Annotated in this window: 13 protein-coding genes; 3 read left to right on the top strand and 10 right to left on the bottom strand. The window is 60.6% G+C overall.

What is annotated here, in order from left to right; genetic code table 11:
- Positions 1–23: 23 nt before the first annotated feature.
- Entirely contained in the window at positions 24–482 is a 459-nt protein-coding gene (locus BMY36_RS01245) for an Lrp/AsnC family transcriptional regulator (RefSeq protein ID WP_050518788.1), read from the bottom strand.
- Positions 479–937: an Lrp/AsnC family transcriptional regulator gene (locus BMY36_RS01240; protein WP_050518789.1), complete on the bottom strand. Its 459-nt coding sequence runs from the start codon at positions 935–937 to the stop codon at positions 479–481. The genes BMY36_RS01245 and BMY36_RS01240 overlap by 4 nt, the downstream gene beginning before the upstream one ends.
- 128 nt (positions 938–1,065) lie before the next feature.
- Here BMY36_RS01240 and ilvC point away from each other — a divergent pair, with 128 nt between their 5' ends.
- Together ilvC and BMY36_RS01230 are read left to right on the top strand one after the other, a co-directional pair.
- On the top strand, positions 1,066–2,088 hold the full coding sequence (gene ilvC / locus BMY36_RS01235; protein WP_050518844.1) for a ketol-acid reductoisomerase: 1,023 nt from the start codon (positions 1,066–1,068) through the stop codon (positions 2,086–2,088).
- A gap of 77 nt (positions 2,089–2,165) precedes the next feature.
- The gene (locus BMY36_RS01230) at positions 2,166–3,038 is read left to right on the top strand and encodes a DMT family transporter (RefSeq protein WP_050518790.1); all 873 of its coding nucleotides are present in this window, start codon (positions 2,166–2,168) and stop codon (positions 3,036–3,038) included.
- Here the strand turns inward: BMY36_RS01230 and folP are convergent.
- The 7 genes from folP to BMY36_RS01195 form a co-directional block, all read right to left on the bottom strand.
- Positions 3,035–3,859 (bottom strand): dihydropteroate synthase, encoded by an 825-nt coding sequence (gene folP, locus BMY36_RS01225; RefSeq protein WP_050518791.1) that lies wholly within the window; start codon positions 3,857–3,859, stop codon positions 3,035–3,037. The two genes, BMY36_RS01230 and folP, sit on opposite strands and share 4 nt — an antisense overlap.
- Positions 3,859–4,731 carry a dihydroneopterin aldolase gene (locus BMY36_RS01220; RefSeq protein WP_050518792.1) on the bottom strand — a complete coding sequence of 291 codons (873 nt, stop codon included), beginning with the start codon at positions 4,729–4,731 and terminating at the stop codon, positions 3,859–3,861. Before BMY36_RS01220 ends, folP begins: the two co-directional genes overlap by 1 nt.
- Positions 4,732–4,824: 93 nt before the next feature.
- Positions 4,825–5,466 carry a cell wall hydrolase gene (locus BMY36_RS01215; RefSeq protein WP_050518793.1) on the bottom strand — a complete coding sequence of 214 codons (642 nt, stop codon included), beginning with the start codon at positions 5,464–5,466 and terminating at the stop codon, positions 4,825–4,827.
- 186 nt (positions 5,467–5,652) lie between these two features.
- Positions 5,653–8,202, bottom strand: coding sequence for a putative PEP-binding protein (locus BMY36_RS01210; protein WP_050518794.1), 2,550 nt, complete (start codon positions 8,200–8,202; stop codon positions 5,653–5,655).
- A 157-nt stretch (positions 8,203–8,359) separates the two neighbouring features.
- The gene (glyS, locus tag BMY36_RS01205; RefSeq protein ID WP_050518795.1) at positions 8,360–10,636 is read right to left on the bottom strand and encodes a glycine--tRNA ligase subunit beta; all 2,277 of its coding nucleotides are present in this window, start codon (positions 10,634–10,636) and stop codon (positions 8,360–8,362) included.
- Between the two features lie 3 nt (positions 10,637–10,639).
- Positions 10,640–11,164 (bottom strand): DUF6446 family protein, encoded by a 525-nt coding sequence (locus BMY36_RS01200; protein ID WP_331458119.1) that lies wholly within the window; start codon positions 11,162–11,164, stop codon positions 10,640–10,642.
- Positions 11,161–12,096 carry a glycine--tRNA ligase subunit alpha gene (locus BMY36_RS01195; RefSeq protein WP_050518846.1) on the bottom strand — a complete coding sequence of 312 codons (936 nt, stop codon included), beginning with the start codon at positions 12,094–12,096 and terminating at the stop codon, positions 11,161–11,163. Before BMY36_RS01195 ends, BMY36_RS01200 begins: the two co-directional genes overlap by 4 nt.
- A gap of 204 nt (positions 12,097–12,300) precedes the next feature.
- Between BMY36_RS01195 and BMY36_RS01190 the strand changes: the two genes are divergently transcribed.
- Positions 12,301–14,121: a serine protease gene (locus BMY36_RS01190; protein ID WP_050518847.1), complete on the top strand. Its 1,821-nt coding sequence runs from the start codon at positions 12,301–12,303 to the stop codon at positions 14,119–14,121.
- 110 nt (positions 14,122–14,231) lie between these two features.
- On the opposite strand, the gene BMY36_RS01185 is transcribed toward BMY36_RS01190, so the two are convergent.
- Entirely contained in the window at positions 14,232–15,686 is a 1,455-nt protein-coding gene (locus tag BMY36_RS01185; RefSeq protein WP_050518796.1) for a TrkH family potassium uptake protein, read from the bottom strand.
- Positions 15,687–15,726 lie beyond the last annotated feature (40 nt).

Here is a 15,726-nt window from a genome sequence, read left to right as displayed (position 1 = left end):
AGCAAAACCCTTTCCCCCGCGTTTCACCCCAGCGGGCCCGGCAGCGCCTCCTCGGTCAGCAAAACATTCGCCTCCACCTGCCCAACCCCCGGCAACGTCATAATCCGGCGGCGCAGCACACGTTCAAAATCAGCAATATCGCGCGCGACCACGCGCAGGCGGTAATCAAACAGCCCCAACACATGCTGCACCACCTGCACCTCGGGGATTGCTGTCACCGCCCGTTCAAAATCCTCCAACGACACCCGGCCCTTGGTCGCCAGCTTGATGCCCAAAAACACCGTCACCCCAAACCCCAACGCCGCCCGGTCCACCGCCACCCGCCGCCCCGCGATAATCCCCGCCGCCTCCAGCCGCTTGATGCGCCGCCACGCCGCAGGCTGGCTAAGGCCAAACCGCCGCCCCAACGCGCCTGCACTGGTGGTCGCATCCCTCGACAGCGCGCGCAGCAGGTCGCGGTCGGTATCATCCAAATCAATCATAAGGGCAGCGCGCTTTCGTCTTTGATGGTGGCAATCAGCATCAGCGCCTCAATATCCGCGATATGCGGCAGGGTCAGGATGCGCGTGCGGTAAATCTGTTGGTACTGCGCCATATCCCGCGCGATCACGTTCAGGCGCACATCCACCCGGCCCAAAAACGTCTCAATTGCAATGACTTCGGGCACATCCCGCGCCGCGGCCAAAAATTCATCAAACGCACGGGGTTCGGTTTTATCAAGGTTGAACCGCAGCGACACCTCCACCTCATACCCCAATGCGCGCCAGTTGATCACGGCCACGGGAACGGCAATAATCCCCGCCGCCCGCATCCGTTCCACGCGCCGCCAGCAAGTTGCAGGCGTCACACCCGCCCGCGCTGCAAGGTCGGCATTGGCCAAATCACTGTCGGCCAGCAAATGGCGCAAAATCCTGCGGTCCGCATCATCAATAAGCATGAATTTTTCACCAAAGGCCCAATCTGCGCATGATCTTTCGCATAGACCGGTAAAAACGTCAAACTATGCACGCATCCCCTGCCAAACCCGCCTATATTGCCCCCATCAAGCAACCAAAGGATACTATCATGCGCGTGTATTATGACCGTGACTGCGACATCAACCTGATCAAGGACAAAAAAGTGGCCATCCTCGGCTACGGTTCCCAAGGCCACGCCCATGCGTTGAACCTGCGCGATTCGGGTGCGAAAAATCTGGTTGTGGCGCTGCGCGACGGCTCCCCTTCGGCCAAAAAAGCCGAAGGCGAAGGCCTGAAAGTTATGGGCATCGCCGAAGCTGCCGCTTGGGCCGACCTGATCATGTTCACCATGCCCGACGAATTGCAGGCCGAAACGTACAAGAAATACGTCCATGACAACATCCGCGAAGGCGCTGCAATTGCGTTTGCCCACGGCCTGAACATCCACTTTGGCCTGATCGAACCAAAAGCCGGCGTTGATATTTTGATGATGGCCCCAAAGGGCCCCGGCCACACCGTGCGCGGCGAATACACCAAAGGCGGCGGCGTGCCCTGCCTTGTCGCCGTTCACCATGATGCGACTGGCAAAGCCATGGAAATCGGTCTGTCCTATTGCTCCGGTATCGGTGGCGGGCGGTCTGGCATCATTGAAACCAACTTCCGTCAAGAATGTGAAACCGACCTGTTTGGTGAACAAGCAGTTCTGTGTGGCGGCTTGGTCGAACTGATCCGCATGGGCTTTGAGACGCTGGTTGAAGCGGGATACGAGCCTGAAATGGCGTATTTCGAGTGTTTGCACGAGGTGAAGCTGATCGTCGACCTGATCTATGAAGGCGGCATTGCCAACATGGATTACTCGATCTCCAACACCGCGGAATACGGCCAATACGTTTCCGGCCCACGCATCCTGCCGTATGATGAAACCAAAGCCCGCATGAAGGCAGTTTTGGCTGACATTCAATCCGGCAAATTCGTGCGTGACTTCATGCTGGAAAACGCTGTGGGCCAGCCCACAATCAAGGCCTCGCGCCGTTCTAACGATGAACACCAGATCGAATTGGTGGGCAAGAAACTGCGCGACATGATGCCGTGGATTTCCAAAGGCAAAATGGTCGACAAGGCCCGCAACTAAACCTAAATCAGCAATCACAGTCGGGGGGGGCGCGCGACACCGCACGCCCCCCCCATTTTGCATAAAGAAGCCCGCACATGACCCAACCCACCCGCCGCGACTGGCTGTCGATCTTGTTTCTCGGTTTGGTTTGGGGCGGCACCTTCATGGTGGTCAGTTTCGCGTTGCGCGGTTACGGCCCCATCACGGTCGCCACCGCCCGCGTGGTCCTCGGCGCGCTTGCCCTTGCCAGCCTTGCCGCAGCCCTTGGTCGCCCGATGCCCGCGCACAGCGCCAAACTTTGGGCGCATATCCTTCCCATTGGCCTCCTTTCCTCCGCCATCCCGTTTACGCTCCTCAGTTGGGGTCAAACCCAAGTCCCCTCGGCCTTCGCAGGCTTGTCGATGGCCGCCGTGCCGCTGCTCGTTTTGCCGCTGGCCTATATCTTTGCGGGCGAAACCCTGCACCGGTTCAAGGCTGCAGGCTTTGGCCTTGGCTTTCTCGGCACGCTTATCCTGCTTGGCCCCGACATCCTGACGGGTGGCCCCTTGGTGCTGCCGCGCCTCGCCTGCATCGCCGCCGCGCTGTGCTATGCGGTGGCCTCGGTCCTCACCCGCCGCTGCCCCCCGATTGACCCGATCACGCTGGCCGCCCTGTCGCTGACCGTGGGCGCGGTCACCCTAACCCCCTTGATGCTGGTAACCGAAGGGGTCCCCACATGGGCCGGGCCCATCCCCGGCACCGCCATCATCCTGCTGGGGCTGGTCCCCACGGCCCTTGCCGCCCTGTTGCGCGTGTCCGTAATCCGCAGCGCAGGGTCGGGGTTCATGACCCTGACCAGCTACCAAGTGCCCGTCTGGTCGGTCGTTTTCGGCGTGCTGGTGTTAAATGAAGAATTGCCCTTGCGGTTTTTCGCCGCCCTCGCCCTCATCCTCGCGGGGCTTTTGCTGTCACAACGCAAACCGGGTTAATTCAGCGCGCCCCACAGCGCCAGCGCCTGCGCGGTTGCGGCCACATCATGCACCCGCAAAATATGTGCGCCCTGCGCTGCGCCGTGCAGCGCCACCGCGATCGACCCCGGCACACGGTCCGCCGCTAAATCCGCGCCACCAATAACCCCAATGAATTTCTTGCGCGAGGCCCCCAACAGCACGGGGCACCCAAGCGCATGGAACGCGCCCAGCCCCCGCAACAACGTCAAATTATGCGCTTGGGTCTTTGCAAACCCGATGCCGGGGTCCACCACCAGCAGCCCCTGCGCCACACCGCGCGACACGGCAAAATCCACACGTTCCGCCAAATGCGCCAAAACCTCGGCCAGCACATCCGTATAGGTCGGGTTCACCTGCATCGTCGCAGGCTCCCCCTTGGAATGCATCAGGCAGGCCGGCACGCCCCACCCCGCCACCACATCCACCATTTCAGGGTCAAATCGAAAGGCGGTGACATCATTCACCATATCCGCCCCCGCCGCCAAGGCTGCATCCGCCACCGCTGCCTTGCGCGTGTCGATGCTGATGGGCGTCACCACCCCTGCATCGCGCAGCGCGCGAATGGCAGGCACCACACGGCCAATCTCCTCCGCGACCGAAACCGTCTCGGCCCCCGGTCGCGTGCTCTCGCCGCCAATGTCCAAAATATCGGCGGATTGCATCAAGGCCGCGCGCGCCAAAACCGACGCCACGGATGAAAAATCGCCCCCATCCGAAAAACTATCCGGGGTTACGTTCAATATCCCCATAATCCGCGGGCGGTCCAGCGCCACCCCGCACACTGTCCCTGCGGCCCGCATCACAGCACCAATGCCCGCACCGGGATTGTCGCATCCGGGGCGGGCACGCCCACCACAACCAACTCCAGCGCTTGCATTTGCGCAGCCAACCACGCGGCCAGCGCCAAACCATCACCCTGCGGCGGTACAACCGCGTCCATCACCATCCGACTGGGGGCCCAAACGCTGATCTGGCCGTTGCGCAGCGCCCAATCCAACTCCGTCCGCGTGCCCACCACAAAACAGCGCGCATCGCGGCCCGCCAGCGCCCATGCCGCCTGCTCCATCGCCAGCAGCGCAATCCGGCGCTGGCCTTGGGGGTCCCCACTGACAGGCAGGGGTAAATCGGGCACTGCGGTCACAATAATCAACGGGGCCGCACCATCCAACGCCGCAATCGCGCCTGTCAACGCACCGGGATCGCCCAAATACACCACCACAGGGCGGGGTGCGGCCAGCGCATCGACCGCCACAGCGGCCTTGCTGCGCACAATCTCTACCCCTAAATCATAAGGGCCACGGTCAATTTTTTCGATCCGCAGAAAAACCCGCAACGCTTGCGGTTCCGCCAATATCCGCAGCGCCACCCGTTCTGCCAATGTTTCCAACAGGTTCACACGCTCCGCGCACAACTCGTGCCCCACCGCTTGCGTCAATCGGTCATAAGACAGGATCAGATCAACATCATCATCCAAAGGCTGCGGCACCTTCGCCACCTCCACCACGATGTTGAACCGCACCTTTTGCAAAACGCCGCGCTCTTGCGCAAAAGCACCGATTTCCACCTCGACCACATAATCGCGCACGGAAATACGGTCTGCCGGGTCATCGCCCACCAAACCGGCCACCCGCGCATCCGGGTGGTCAAAAGCATGGGAAAGATCGCTGGTCATCGCCGCTCCACCAAGGGTTAATCCCCAGCCATATCACGCGGCCCCAGGCCCGGCCATGCCCGTTAGCGCCGCCTTGGAACGGCCGCACGACGATCAGGACGGTTGGCGGTAAAACAAATGGGTGCCAATTTTGGCAGTGTTTGGGAACCGCCGCGCCCAATTGGGGCGCACAGATGTGGTGTGGAAATGCGTGGCGCCTTTGGTCAGATTGCGCGGCGCACCGTCAATCATCACCCGCGCCACTTTGGCCACGCGGGCATAGGCTGCCTTTTCGTTAATCCGGTCCGCGCGCCCATCGCAAGCATATGAAAACTGGCACGAATTGCGCCGATGCGCGCCTTGGTTCACCACGCCACAAACCGAATTTGGATATTTGCGGCTGTCGACCCGGTTCAAAATCACCTCGGCCACGGCAAACTGCCCTTTGATGGATTCGCCACGCGCCTCAAAATAAAGGGCTTTGGCAAGGCAGGCAAACTGGTCGCCCCCAGTGGCTGTGGGCTGCTTGGCAATCCAGTTGCGGTCATAGGAAACCTGCGTCGCCGCCTCTTTGGGCCGCGCATGGGTCAGCATCGCCTCGGGCATCGCACCCAACGCCAACCGCTCCGCGCCCATCAGCGCGCCCAGATTTTCCGTCGGGTTGTTTGATCGGCTCATCGACGTTTCGGCAACGGCAACACCTGTCAACGCAAGCGCCATGGCAGCGGCGCCCAACCAACTTAATCGCACATTCATTCAGCAAGATCCCGGATCTGTTTCACCTACAAACGCGCTGCCGGAACCCCAGCCCCCCACGCGTCGCAGCGCTTCACCTAGCTGAAATTTTTTCCAGAGTCTATACCTTGTGGTATTTTTGCAACAAACGCATATTTCACCCTTTGAAACATTGGTACTAAAACCCGCATAACCCCCTGATAAACCTTAATTTCCGTCGTTGGGGTCCAACAGCGCCAAATGGGCCGCAGCCAACCGCGCCAACGGCACCCGGTAGGGCGAACAGGACACATAATCAAACCCCGCCTTGCGGCAAAACGCGATTGATTCGGGGTTGCCCCCATGCTCCCCACAAATCGAAAGGGTCAGCTTTTCGCGCGTCTGCCGCCCACGTTCGGCCCCAATCAACAACAACTCCCCCACCCCGTCCACATCCAAGATATGGAAGGGATCTTCGGGAAACACACCCTGCTGCACATAGGTGTTCATAAACCGCCCAGCATCATCGCGCGACAAGCCATAGGTCATCTGCGTCAAATCATTGGTCCCAAACGATAAAAATGCCGCGTGCTGCGCAATATCACCCGCCCGCAACGCCGCGCGCGGGGTTTCCACCATCACGCCCAGCTTGAACGCGAAATCGGTCAGCTTGGCCGTGCGCACCCTTGCTGCCACCGCATCAATCCGGGTTTTCACCAACTCCACCTCGCGCCGCGCCGACACCAAAGGGATCATGATTTCGGGCACAATCGACCCGCCGCGCCGCGCCACCTCAATCACCGCCTCAAAAATCGCCTGCGCTTGCATGTCGTAAATTTCAGGCAGCACAATCCCCAACCGCACACCGCGCATCCCCAGCATCGGGTTGAACTCCGCCAACGCCTCCGCACGCCTAATCACCTCCGACAAGGGGCGGTCCAGCGCCTCCGCCAACTCGCGCATCCCTTCGCGCGAATGGGGCAAAAATTCGTGCAGCGGCGGGTCAAACAACCGGATACACACAGGCAAACCCTGCATAATTTCAAACACTTGCACAAAGTCATCGCGCTGCATGGGCAACAACCTTGCCAAGGCTGCCGCCCGGTCGGCAGGCGTATCGGCAAAGATCATCTCGCGCATTGCGACCAACCGCGCCTCTTCAAAAAACATATGTTCGGTGCGGCACAGCCCAATGCCCTGCGCCATAAAGTTGCGCGCAACCAGCGCATCGGCGGGCGTGTCGGCATTGGCGCGAATCCCAATATCGCGCACATCATCGGCCCAAGACAGCAGCGTGCGAAACGCATCATCCAGCGCGGGCGGCAACATTTCGGTCGCCCCGGCCAACACCTCGCCCGTGGTGCCATCCACCGTAATCACATCGCCTTCCACAAACTTGCGGCCCGATTTTGAGGTGATGGTCAGCGCCTTGGCGTCAAAGCTCAGGTCCGATGCGCCCACAATGCAGGGCAGGCCCAAACCGCGACCAATCACCGCCGCATGGCTGGTCATGCCGCCGCGTTCGGTCAAAACACCAACCGCCGAATGCATGCCGCGAATATCTTCGGGCGCGGTTTCACGCCGAACCAAAATGCACGCCTCACCGCGCGACTCGCTGGCTTGGGCTGCTGCCGATGAAAACACAATCCGCCCCGTCGCGGCCCCCGGACTGGCCGCAATGCCCCGCGCCACCACATCGCGCGGCCCGCGCGGATCGACCTGCGGGTGCAGCAATTCCGACAGCGCGCGCGGTTCCACCCGCAAAATCGCCTCCTCGCGCGTGATAATCCCGTCTTGCGCCAGTTCCACCGCAATGCGCAGCCCCGCCCGGCTGGACCGGGGCACCCGCACTGCATCAATCACTGCCAAGCTGTTGCGATCAATGGTGAATTTTATCTGCATCTCCTCACGCAGCTTGGCTCGGCATGCCGCCCCCTGCCGCGCCAGCGTCGCAAAAATCTCGGGCGCCAAATCCTCCAACGACGGGCCGCGTGGGTCGCGCGTCAAATAAAGCGCCTCCTCGCACACATCATTCAGGTCGGTCGATTGGCTTTGCCCCACAAACCGCCCCGTGATCTGCTCCAGCCCCGTCACCGGGTCAATAAACTGAATAACCCCGGTGCCAGACAGGCCTTGCCCCATCCCTTGCACCATTTCTTGCACCACCAACCCCAGCGGCGCATCTTCGGGCGCGCCTTTGGATTGGCGCAGCAACCGCGCCGATGTTCCGGCCCACGCCCGTGCCATGGACCGCAGCACCTCTGCCAACTGCCGCGCCGGGTCCTCGGGGAACGGCTCGTCCATCTCATCGCGGTAGGCGCGCAGCGCATCGCGCAACGCCTGCGCCGACGGTTCGGCAATTTCGAACATATCGGGGTCCAAACGGGCCACATGCACCGCGTATCCTTGCACAAATCGCAGATACAGCGCATCCGCCGCCGCCTGCCCATGCGTCAGCACCAACCCCGCATGCCGCGCCGCATTCATCCCGATGTTCAACACGGTCGATGGCCCGCCCCATTCCGGATTTTCCGGGCTGGGCCGCACGGACACCAGCGCATCCGGCCCAAAACACGCCAAAACGCCCGCGCAATCCAAACTGCGCCCCGCCGCAATCGCCTGCACCGCAGCCGCCGACACCGCCACCGTGCGCGGCACCGGCATATCCAGCCGCCCCAACCGCTGCAAACATTTCGCCCGCCAGCCATGCGTCGGCGTGGTGATCGCCGCCCCATGGGTGATTTCAGCGAAATCCGTGATCAGGTCAAGTTTCTGCACTGCGGCACCTTTTTATGTTCAATCGCAGCATAGACGGAACGGGGTGTCGCGCAAGTAAAACGGTTGGGTTTGCGCAGAAAGCCGGGGCGTGCTTGGTCAAAGTTGGGGGCTTCACGCCCCCAAACCCCCGTGGGATATTTGTAAACAGAAAAAGAGGTTAGCCCTCAATCTTGGTCAGGTCGGCCACGGGCGCGCAGGCGGCGCGGATGCGGTGCAGCAGGTTCAGGCGGTTGCGACGGATGATGTCGTTTTCCGCGTTCACCTGCACCGTGTTGAAAAACGCATCAATCGGTGCGCGCAAGTTTGCAAGGGCGGCCATCGCCGTGGCGAAATCCTCAACTTTCATCGCCGGGGCAATGGTCGCCGCGGCGGTGTCCAGCGCGTGGAACAGCGCGCGTTCCACATCGGTTTCCGCAAACTTAATATCGGCACCGTAGGAGTATTCGACATTATCCTTCGCCTCCGCTTGGGTCAGGATATTGTTGGCACGCTTGAACCCTTGCAGCAGGTTGGTGCCATCATCAGAGGTGATAAAGGTATTGAGCGCGCGGGCGCGGTTGACCAGCAGCGTCAGGTCATCATTGCCGGGCATCGCGATGCAGGCGTCGATGATGTCGTGGCGGATGCCTTCATCGCGCAGAAAGACTTTAAGGCGGTCGTGGAAGAAGGTGAGGAGGTCGGTGGCAATTCCGCTTGGGGTGGGGAGGAGATATGGCTCCAAATCACCCCCGACAAAAGCCATCTCGTCATCACCAAGGTGCAGGTTGCGCGGACGTTCAAAAGTGACATACTTTGGTTCTTGGCTTTCGCGATCATAACCCGTGAAAATTAGTTGCCAGCCGTCCCAGTTTTCTGAGCCACCATCGGGCTCAAAGACGTTGAAAACGACGGAAAAACATTCGTATAGGATGTGACCTTCTTGATTTAGCAGGTTTTGTAAATCAATCCGCACCCCATTCCCCAAAATCAACCGAATAGCCCCCAACGCAGCCCTACGCAGCGCAAAGGGGTCTTTGCTTCCTGTCGGTTTCTCGTCAATCGCCCAGAACCCGGTCAGCGTGTCAATCTTATCGGCCAGCGCCACGGCCACGGAAACCGGGTCGGTTGGCACCGCATCGGTTGGCCCCAGCGGCGCGTAATGCGCTTTGCAGGCCAGCGCCACAGCCTCTGGCATCCCAGCAGCCCGCGCGTAATAGCCGCCCATCGTGCCTTGCAGTTCGGGGAATTCGCCCACCATCGCGGATTGCAGATCGGCCTTGGCCACCCGCGCAGCCGCAGCCGACAGTTCCGCATCCGCCCCCACCATCGGCGCAATTTCCGCCGCCAGTGCTGCAATCCGCGCCACCCGGTCGGCTTGGCTTCCCAGCTTGTTGTGGAACGTCACAGACGCCAACCCGGCCCCCATCCCGTCCAACCCCTTGGCCGCCACCACGCGCAAATCATTTTCCCAAAAGAATTTCGCATCCGACAACCGCGCCGACAACACCTTGTTATTGCCCGCCAAAATCGTGGCCCCATGATCAGCCGTGTCGCGGTTGGCGACTGTCACAAACCCTTCAATCCGCCCCGACTTTGGGTTACGGACCGAGAAGAATTTTTGATGCTCCCGCATCGACGTCTGCAAAACCTCCGGCGGCAGGTCCAAAAACGCCGCATCAATCCGGCCCATCAACACCACGGGCCATTCGACCAACCCCGCCACCTCGGCCAGCAGGCCAGCGTCCGGCACCACCTCCAACCCTTGGGCAAAGGCTTGGTTTTGCGCGTCCTGCCAAATCGCGGCCTCCCGCTCGCCTGCGTCCAGCACCACAAAGGCGCGGCGCAGCCGCAAAGAATAATCCTCAAACCCCGTCACGGTGATCGCAGCCGGGGCCATGAAACGGTGGCCGAACGTCACATTCCCAGCGGTCAGATGATCGACCACCACGGGCACCACCTCCGCCCCCGCCTCATCGCTTAGAATACACAAAATAGATTGCAAAGGCCGCACCCAGCGCAACGTCCCCGCCCCCCAGCGCATCGATTTCGGCCAAGGGAAGTTGCGCACAGCAGCCTCCACCACCTCCGCCACAATCGCGGATGCCGCACGTCCGGGCCGCTCCAACACGGCAAAATAGACCTGCCCCTTTTTGTCGTCGCGCGTCTCCAACTGCTCACGGGTCAACCCGGTGGCGCGCAAAAACCCCTGCAAGGCGGCATCCGGCGCATCGGTTTTCGGCCCTTTGCGTTCTTCGCGCACCGGTTTGCTTTCGCCCAGCAACCCGTCCACCGACAACACCAAACGGCGCGGCGTGCAAAACGCGCCCGCGCTGGCATAGGTCAGCCCCGCCTCCACCAAGCCATCCGTGACCAGCTTTTTCAGGTCTGAGGCTGCCCGCACTTGCATCCGCGCGGGAATTTCCTCGGAAAACAGCTCCAACAACAAATCGGGCATGGCTTATTCCTCTTTCACAACGGGGCAACCTTCGGGCGCAGGTTCGCCCTTAAACACCACCGCCCCGCAGCGGTTGATCTGGTTCCACGCAAACGCCCGGCCATCGTCCATGATCGCGATCACGCGGTCGATGCCATATTCGATGTTTTCCTCGCCCATATAGGCAACGGCGCGCCCCTCTTCCAACGCCAAACCAATGGCTTGCGCGTCAAAACAGCCAAACCAACTGGGCGCGGTCAACGGCACCGCCCGATCATACACGCGGTAGGTTTCGGTCAGCATCGCCATGCTTTGCGGCGTGCGAAAACAGGCGCGAAACCGGATGGGCGAACTTTCGGAATCAATCCCCTCAAACGCCTCGATCATCACGGGTTCGGCCACGCCCTCCACCGTTGTCATGCGAATTTCGGCGGCAGGGCTGTTCGCCTTCACCTCATCATAAAACGCATAAACTTGCAGATAATACATGGCCCCACCGGCCAACACCGCAGTAATCACAGTAAACCCCGCAAAAATTTTGCCAATCACAGCGTTTCCAATTCAGCACCGGCGGCGTCCGTGCGCACAAACGCATCCGCGCAGGCCTTGGCCAACGCACGCACCCGCCCGATATAGGCTTGGCGCTCCGTCACCGAAATCACGCCGCGCGCATCCAGCAAGTTAAACAAATGACTGGCCTTGATGCATTGATCATAGGCCGGATGCGCCATGATAATGCGCCGCCCCGCCCCGTCCACGGCGTCCGCGTTCAGCGTCGCCAAACACTCGGCCTCAGCATCTTTGAAATGCTGCAACAGCACGTCGGTGTTGGCTTGGTCAAAATTCCAACGGCTATATTCCTGCTCGGTTTGGCGGAAAATATCACCGTATTTCAACGGCGTCGGCGCGTCGGGGTCATTGAACGGCATGTCCATGACGTGATCGACACCCAGAATATACATCGCCAACCGTTCCAAGCCGTAAGTCAATTCGCCAGACACCGGGTGGCAATCATGGCCGCCAACCTGCTGGAAATAGGTGAACTGGCTCACCTCCATGCCGTCGCACCACACCTCCCAACCCAAGCCCCACGCGCCAAGGGTCGGGGATTCCCAATCATCCTCGACAAAGCGAATATCATGCAGCGCCATATCAATGCCAATCGCGGCCAGCGACCCCAGATACAGGTCTTGCATGTCCGGCGGGCTGGGTTTGATCAAAACCTGATATTGGTAATAATGCTGCAACCGGTTCGGGTTTTCGCCGTACCGCCCATCGGTGGGCCGCCGCGATGGCTGCACATAGGCCGCCGCCCACGGCTTGCCGCCAAGCGATCGCAGCGTGGTCGCCGGGTGAAACGTCCCCGCCCCCACCTCCATATCATAAGGTTGCAAAATCGCGCAGCCTTTGCCCGCCCAATAAGTCATCAGCCGCAAGATAATCTCTTGAAAACTGCGCGGGGTGGTTGGTGCAATGGTCATGCGCATCCCTTTTTGGTCTGGTTTGCGCTTGTCCATATGCAAAGGCCCGCACAGGGTCAATGCGCCCAAGCGGCGCGGACAGGCCCCAACAGACCAAAAAGGCGGCAAAATGCACTGCACACTCTGGTAGAATCCGTATTTTTGTGTTTTCGCCATAAGCGAAGTTTATTTTGTACCAAAAGCGGGATCACGATGCGCCAGTTTATGACCCTAATCAGCCTTGTCCTTTGGTCCCTTTCGGCCAGCATCCTATCCGCCCAAACCGCCCCGCAACCCGCAGCCGAAGATCGGGCTTGGATCCAGATTGAAGCGCAGCCAAATCTGAATTTGGCCCAAGAACGCGCCAGCGCTTATGCCAGCGCGTTTTCCGATGTGGCCGGGTTTCAACTGCCCTCCGGCTGGTACGCCGTAGCCCTTGGCCCCTACACCCCCGAAGCGGCGCTGACGCGGCTGACCCAACTGCGCCGCGACAACCTGATCCCGAATGACAGCTTCATTGCCAATGGCGAACAGTTTCGCGGCACCTTCTGGCCCGTGGGCGCAGACCCGCTTACCGCCCCCGTGCGGGGTGAAGCGGCTGTGGCCACAGACCCCACCGTAGCCCCCGTCACCACCGCCCCCATCGCAGATGCTGCGCCAGACGCAGCCCCAACAAAAACAGTTGAGATTATTGTCGAACCCGCACCAGAACCCGAACCACTGGGCGAAACACTGGCCGAGGCGCAACGCTCTGAACAAGCCTTGACGCAGGACGAACGCAAAGACCTGCAAACAGCCCTGCAATATTTCGGCTTTTACACCAGCACGATCGACGGCGCCTTTGGCCGTGGCACCCGCGCCTCCATGGCCGCTTGGCAAACCGCCAATGGGTTCGAGGCGACAGGCGTTATGACCACCCAGCAGCGCCAACAAATGTTTGATCGCCGCACCGCCGACATCGCCGAACTCGGCCTCACCCCCGTGGTGGAACAGGAGGCAGGCATTGAAATCAACCTCCCCCTCGCACTTGTCACCTTTGATCGCTACGAACCGCCCTTCGTGCATTTCGTCGAAAAAGACAATTCCGGCGTGCGCATCGTCCTTATCTCTGAACCCGGCGACCGCGCCGTGTTGCGAGGCCTTTATGACATCTTGCAAACCCTAGAGGTGGTCCCCGCCGTGGGCGAACGGTCCATCACCGACAGCGGCTTTACCATCAACGCCAGCAGCGACGCCCTCGCCTCCCACTCCTTCGTTGAACTCAGCGGCGGGTTGATCAAAGGTTACATGCTGATCTGGACACCCGCCGCCGCCGACAAAGCGGCCCGCGCCCAAGCCGCCATGCAATCCAGCTTTAAAACCATCCGGGGCCGCGCGCTTGACCCCGGTTTGGTGTCGCTGGATGATGCCCAACGCCGCAACCTGCTGGCGGGGATGGAAGTGCGCAAACCCAAACTGTCGCGCAGTGGGTTCTTTGTCTCGCCCGCAGGCGCCGTGCTGACCACGGCCGAGGTGGTGCAATCTTGCGGCCGCATCACCCTTGACCGCGATATTGAAGCGACCGTGACCGCCCAAGACGACACGGCAGGCCTTGTGCTGCTGATGCCCACCAAACCCCTTGCCCCGCGCTTTGTCGCGGAATTTGGCAGCGGCAGCATCGGCACCGAAATCGCCCTTGCTGGCTACAGTTATGAAGATGCGCTGCCCGCCCCCACCCTGACCTTCGGCGCGCTGGCCGACACCAAAGGCCTTGACGGGGAAACCGGCATCGCGCGCTTGTCGCTTGCGTCCCTGCCCGGCGATGCAGGCGGGCCGGTGGTGGATGCCAAAGGCGCCGTGATCGGCATGCTTATCCCCGCCACCGCCCCCCAAGGCCGCGTGCTGCCTGCCGAAGTGTCATTTTTGGCCGATACCACAGCGATCACCGCCCTGTTGACCACCTCTGGCATCCCGCCAAAAACCGCCCCCCGCGCAGCACCTTTGCCGCCCGGTGATCTGACGGATTTGGCGATGTCATTGACCGTCTTGGTATCGTGCTGGGAATAACCGAACGGGTGGGGTTTTGTCGCCCCACCCAATGCCCCCGTTGCAGGCGTTTTTAGGTATTTGGACCAAGCCGAATGGGGAAAACGCGCGCAATTTTAATCAAATTTGGTTCAATTGCGCCAGAACCGCGCCAAGAATAAAACATAGACTGACAGCAGTTCCAACCGCCCCACCAGCATACCCGCAATCATGATCCAATGCGCGGCGGTGGGGAAACCATCCACCGCCCCCGTGGGCCCCACCCCCGGCCCAAACGCGGGGCCGATGTTGGCCACGGCGGTCCATGCGGCGGTAAAGGCGGTTTTCATTTCCAGCCCCGTCAGCGACAGCGCCACCGCGACCACGCCAAAGGTCAGGATGAACAGCGTGAAAAACACGATGACCGAATTGATCACATCATTGCCCACGCGCCGCCCGTCATAGCGTACATCCAGCATCGCGGACGGGCTGTGCAAGCGGAGAATTTGCACGCGGATCGCCTCAAACAAAATCAGATAGCGAAACACCTTGACCGAACAGCCGGTGGACGATGTACACCCCCCAATCAGCCCCACCATGATCAGCACCACAAAGGGAAACGGACCCCACGTCGACAGATCAACCGAGGCAAACCCCGTGCCCGAAAACGTCGATACGATGTTGAAACTGCTTTCGCGCAGCGATTCCCAGAACCCGCGGTCGAAATGATACATTTCATACGCGGTCACCGCCAACGCGGCATAGGCGTTCCAGCGCAGATAGGCCCGCACTTGGGCATCGCGCCACATCGGTCGCAAATCGCCCTGCGTGGCTTGCACAAACCGAATAAACGGCAAGCTGGCCAGCAACATAAACACAATCGCCACCAGCTCCATCGAGTGGGCGAATTTACCGAATGAGATGTCGGAACTGGAAAATCCGCCCGTGGAAACAGTGGTCAGGGCGTGAACGACCGCGTCAAACCCGCTCATCCCCAGCGCGAAATAGGCGGCCGCACAGGCCACCGTCAGACCGATATAAATCTGGATCAAGGCGCTGGAAATATCCAGCGCGCGCGGCAAAATCTTGCCCAGCGTGTCAAACCCTTCGGATCGGAAAAACTGCATCCCGCCCACCTTCATCACCGGCAGGAAAATCAGCGCCACAATCACAATGCCAAGGCCGCCCAGCCATTGCAAAATACCCCGCCACAGGTTCACCCCCGGCGGCAAATTGTCCAAGCCAACAAACACCGTGGTGCCCGTGGTGGTCATGCCCGACACCGCTTCAAACATCGCATGGGTGAACGGCGCATCGGGCGCACCCAGCATAAAGGGCAGCGCACCAAAGGCAGGCAACATCACCCAAGTGCCTGTTGTTAATACGAAACTTTGCCGCAGCGTAATCCCTTGACCGCGCTCCATCCCATTGGCGCAGGCCAGCGACAGCAGCGTGCCCATCAGGCAGGTCAGCACCGCAGATTCCAAAAACGCCTGCCAATTGCCATCGCCCGACACGTAATCCAGCACCATCGGAAACAGCATCATCGCCCCCAAAGTGGCAATCAGCAGACCAATAATATATCCAACGGGGCGCAGATCAATCATCTGGCAGACTTGAAGCGGTCGGGCACGCCTGTCAACTCCC

Origin of the sequence: Pseudorhodobacter antarcticus (assembly GCF_900110135.1) — a bacterium.
GTDB classification, from domain to species: Bacteria; Pseudomonadota; Alphaproteobacteria; order Rhodobacterales; family Rhodobacteraceae; genus Pseudorhodobacter; species Pseudorhodobacter antarcticus.
This window is presented reverse-complemented; position numbering and strand designations above follow the sequence as displayed.

What these genes read in the sequence shown, in the direction of transcription:
- BMY36_RS01245 (WP_050518788.1), bottom strand. Translation starts at nt 482, where the DNA reads ATGATTGATTTGGATGATACCGACCGCGACCTGCTGCGCGCGCTGTCG.
- BMY36_RS01240 (WP_050518789.1), bottom strand. Translation starts at nt 937, where the DNA reads ATGCTTATTGATGATGCGGACCGCAGGATTTTGCGCCATTTGCTGGCC.
- ilvC (WP_050518844.1), top strand. Translation starts at nt 1,066, where the DNA reads ATGCGCGTGTATTATGACCGTGACTGCGACATCAACCTGATCAAGGAC.
- BMY36_RS01230 (WP_050518790.1), top strand. Translation starts at nt 2,166, where the DNA reads ATGACCCAACCCACCCGCCGCGACTGGCTGTCGATCTTGTTTCTCGGT.
- folP (WP_050518791.1), bottom strand. Translation starts at nt 3,859, where the DNA reads ATGCGGGCCGCAGGGACAGTGTGCGGGGTGGCGCTGGACCGCCCGCGG.
- BMY36_RS01220 (WP_050518792.1), bottom strand. Translation starts at nt 4,731, where the DNA reads ATGACCAGCGATCTTTCCCATGCTTTTGACCACCCGGATGCGCGGGTG.
- BMY36_RS01215 (WP_050518793.1), bottom strand. Translation starts at nt 5,466, where the DNA reads ATGAATGTGCGATTAAGTTGGTTGGGCGCCGCTGCCATGGCGCTTGCG.
- glyS (WP_050518795.1), bottom strand. Translation starts at nt 10,636, where the DNA reads ATGCCCGATTTGTTGTTGGAGCTGTTTTCCGAGGAAATTCCCGCGCGG.
- BMY36_RS01195 (WP_050518846.1), bottom strand. Translation starts at nt 12,096, where the DNA reads ATGACCATTGCACCAACCACCCCGCGCAGTTTTCAAGAGATTATCTTG.
- BMY36_RS01190 (WP_050518847.1), top strand. Translation starts at nt 12,301, where the DNA reads ATGACCCTAATCAGCCTTGTCCTTTGGTCCCTTTCGGCCAGCATCCTA.
- BMY36_RS01185 (WP_050518796.1), bottom strand. Translation starts at nt 15,686, where the DNA reads ATGATTGATCTGCGCCCCGTTGGATATATTATTGGTCTGCTGATTGCC.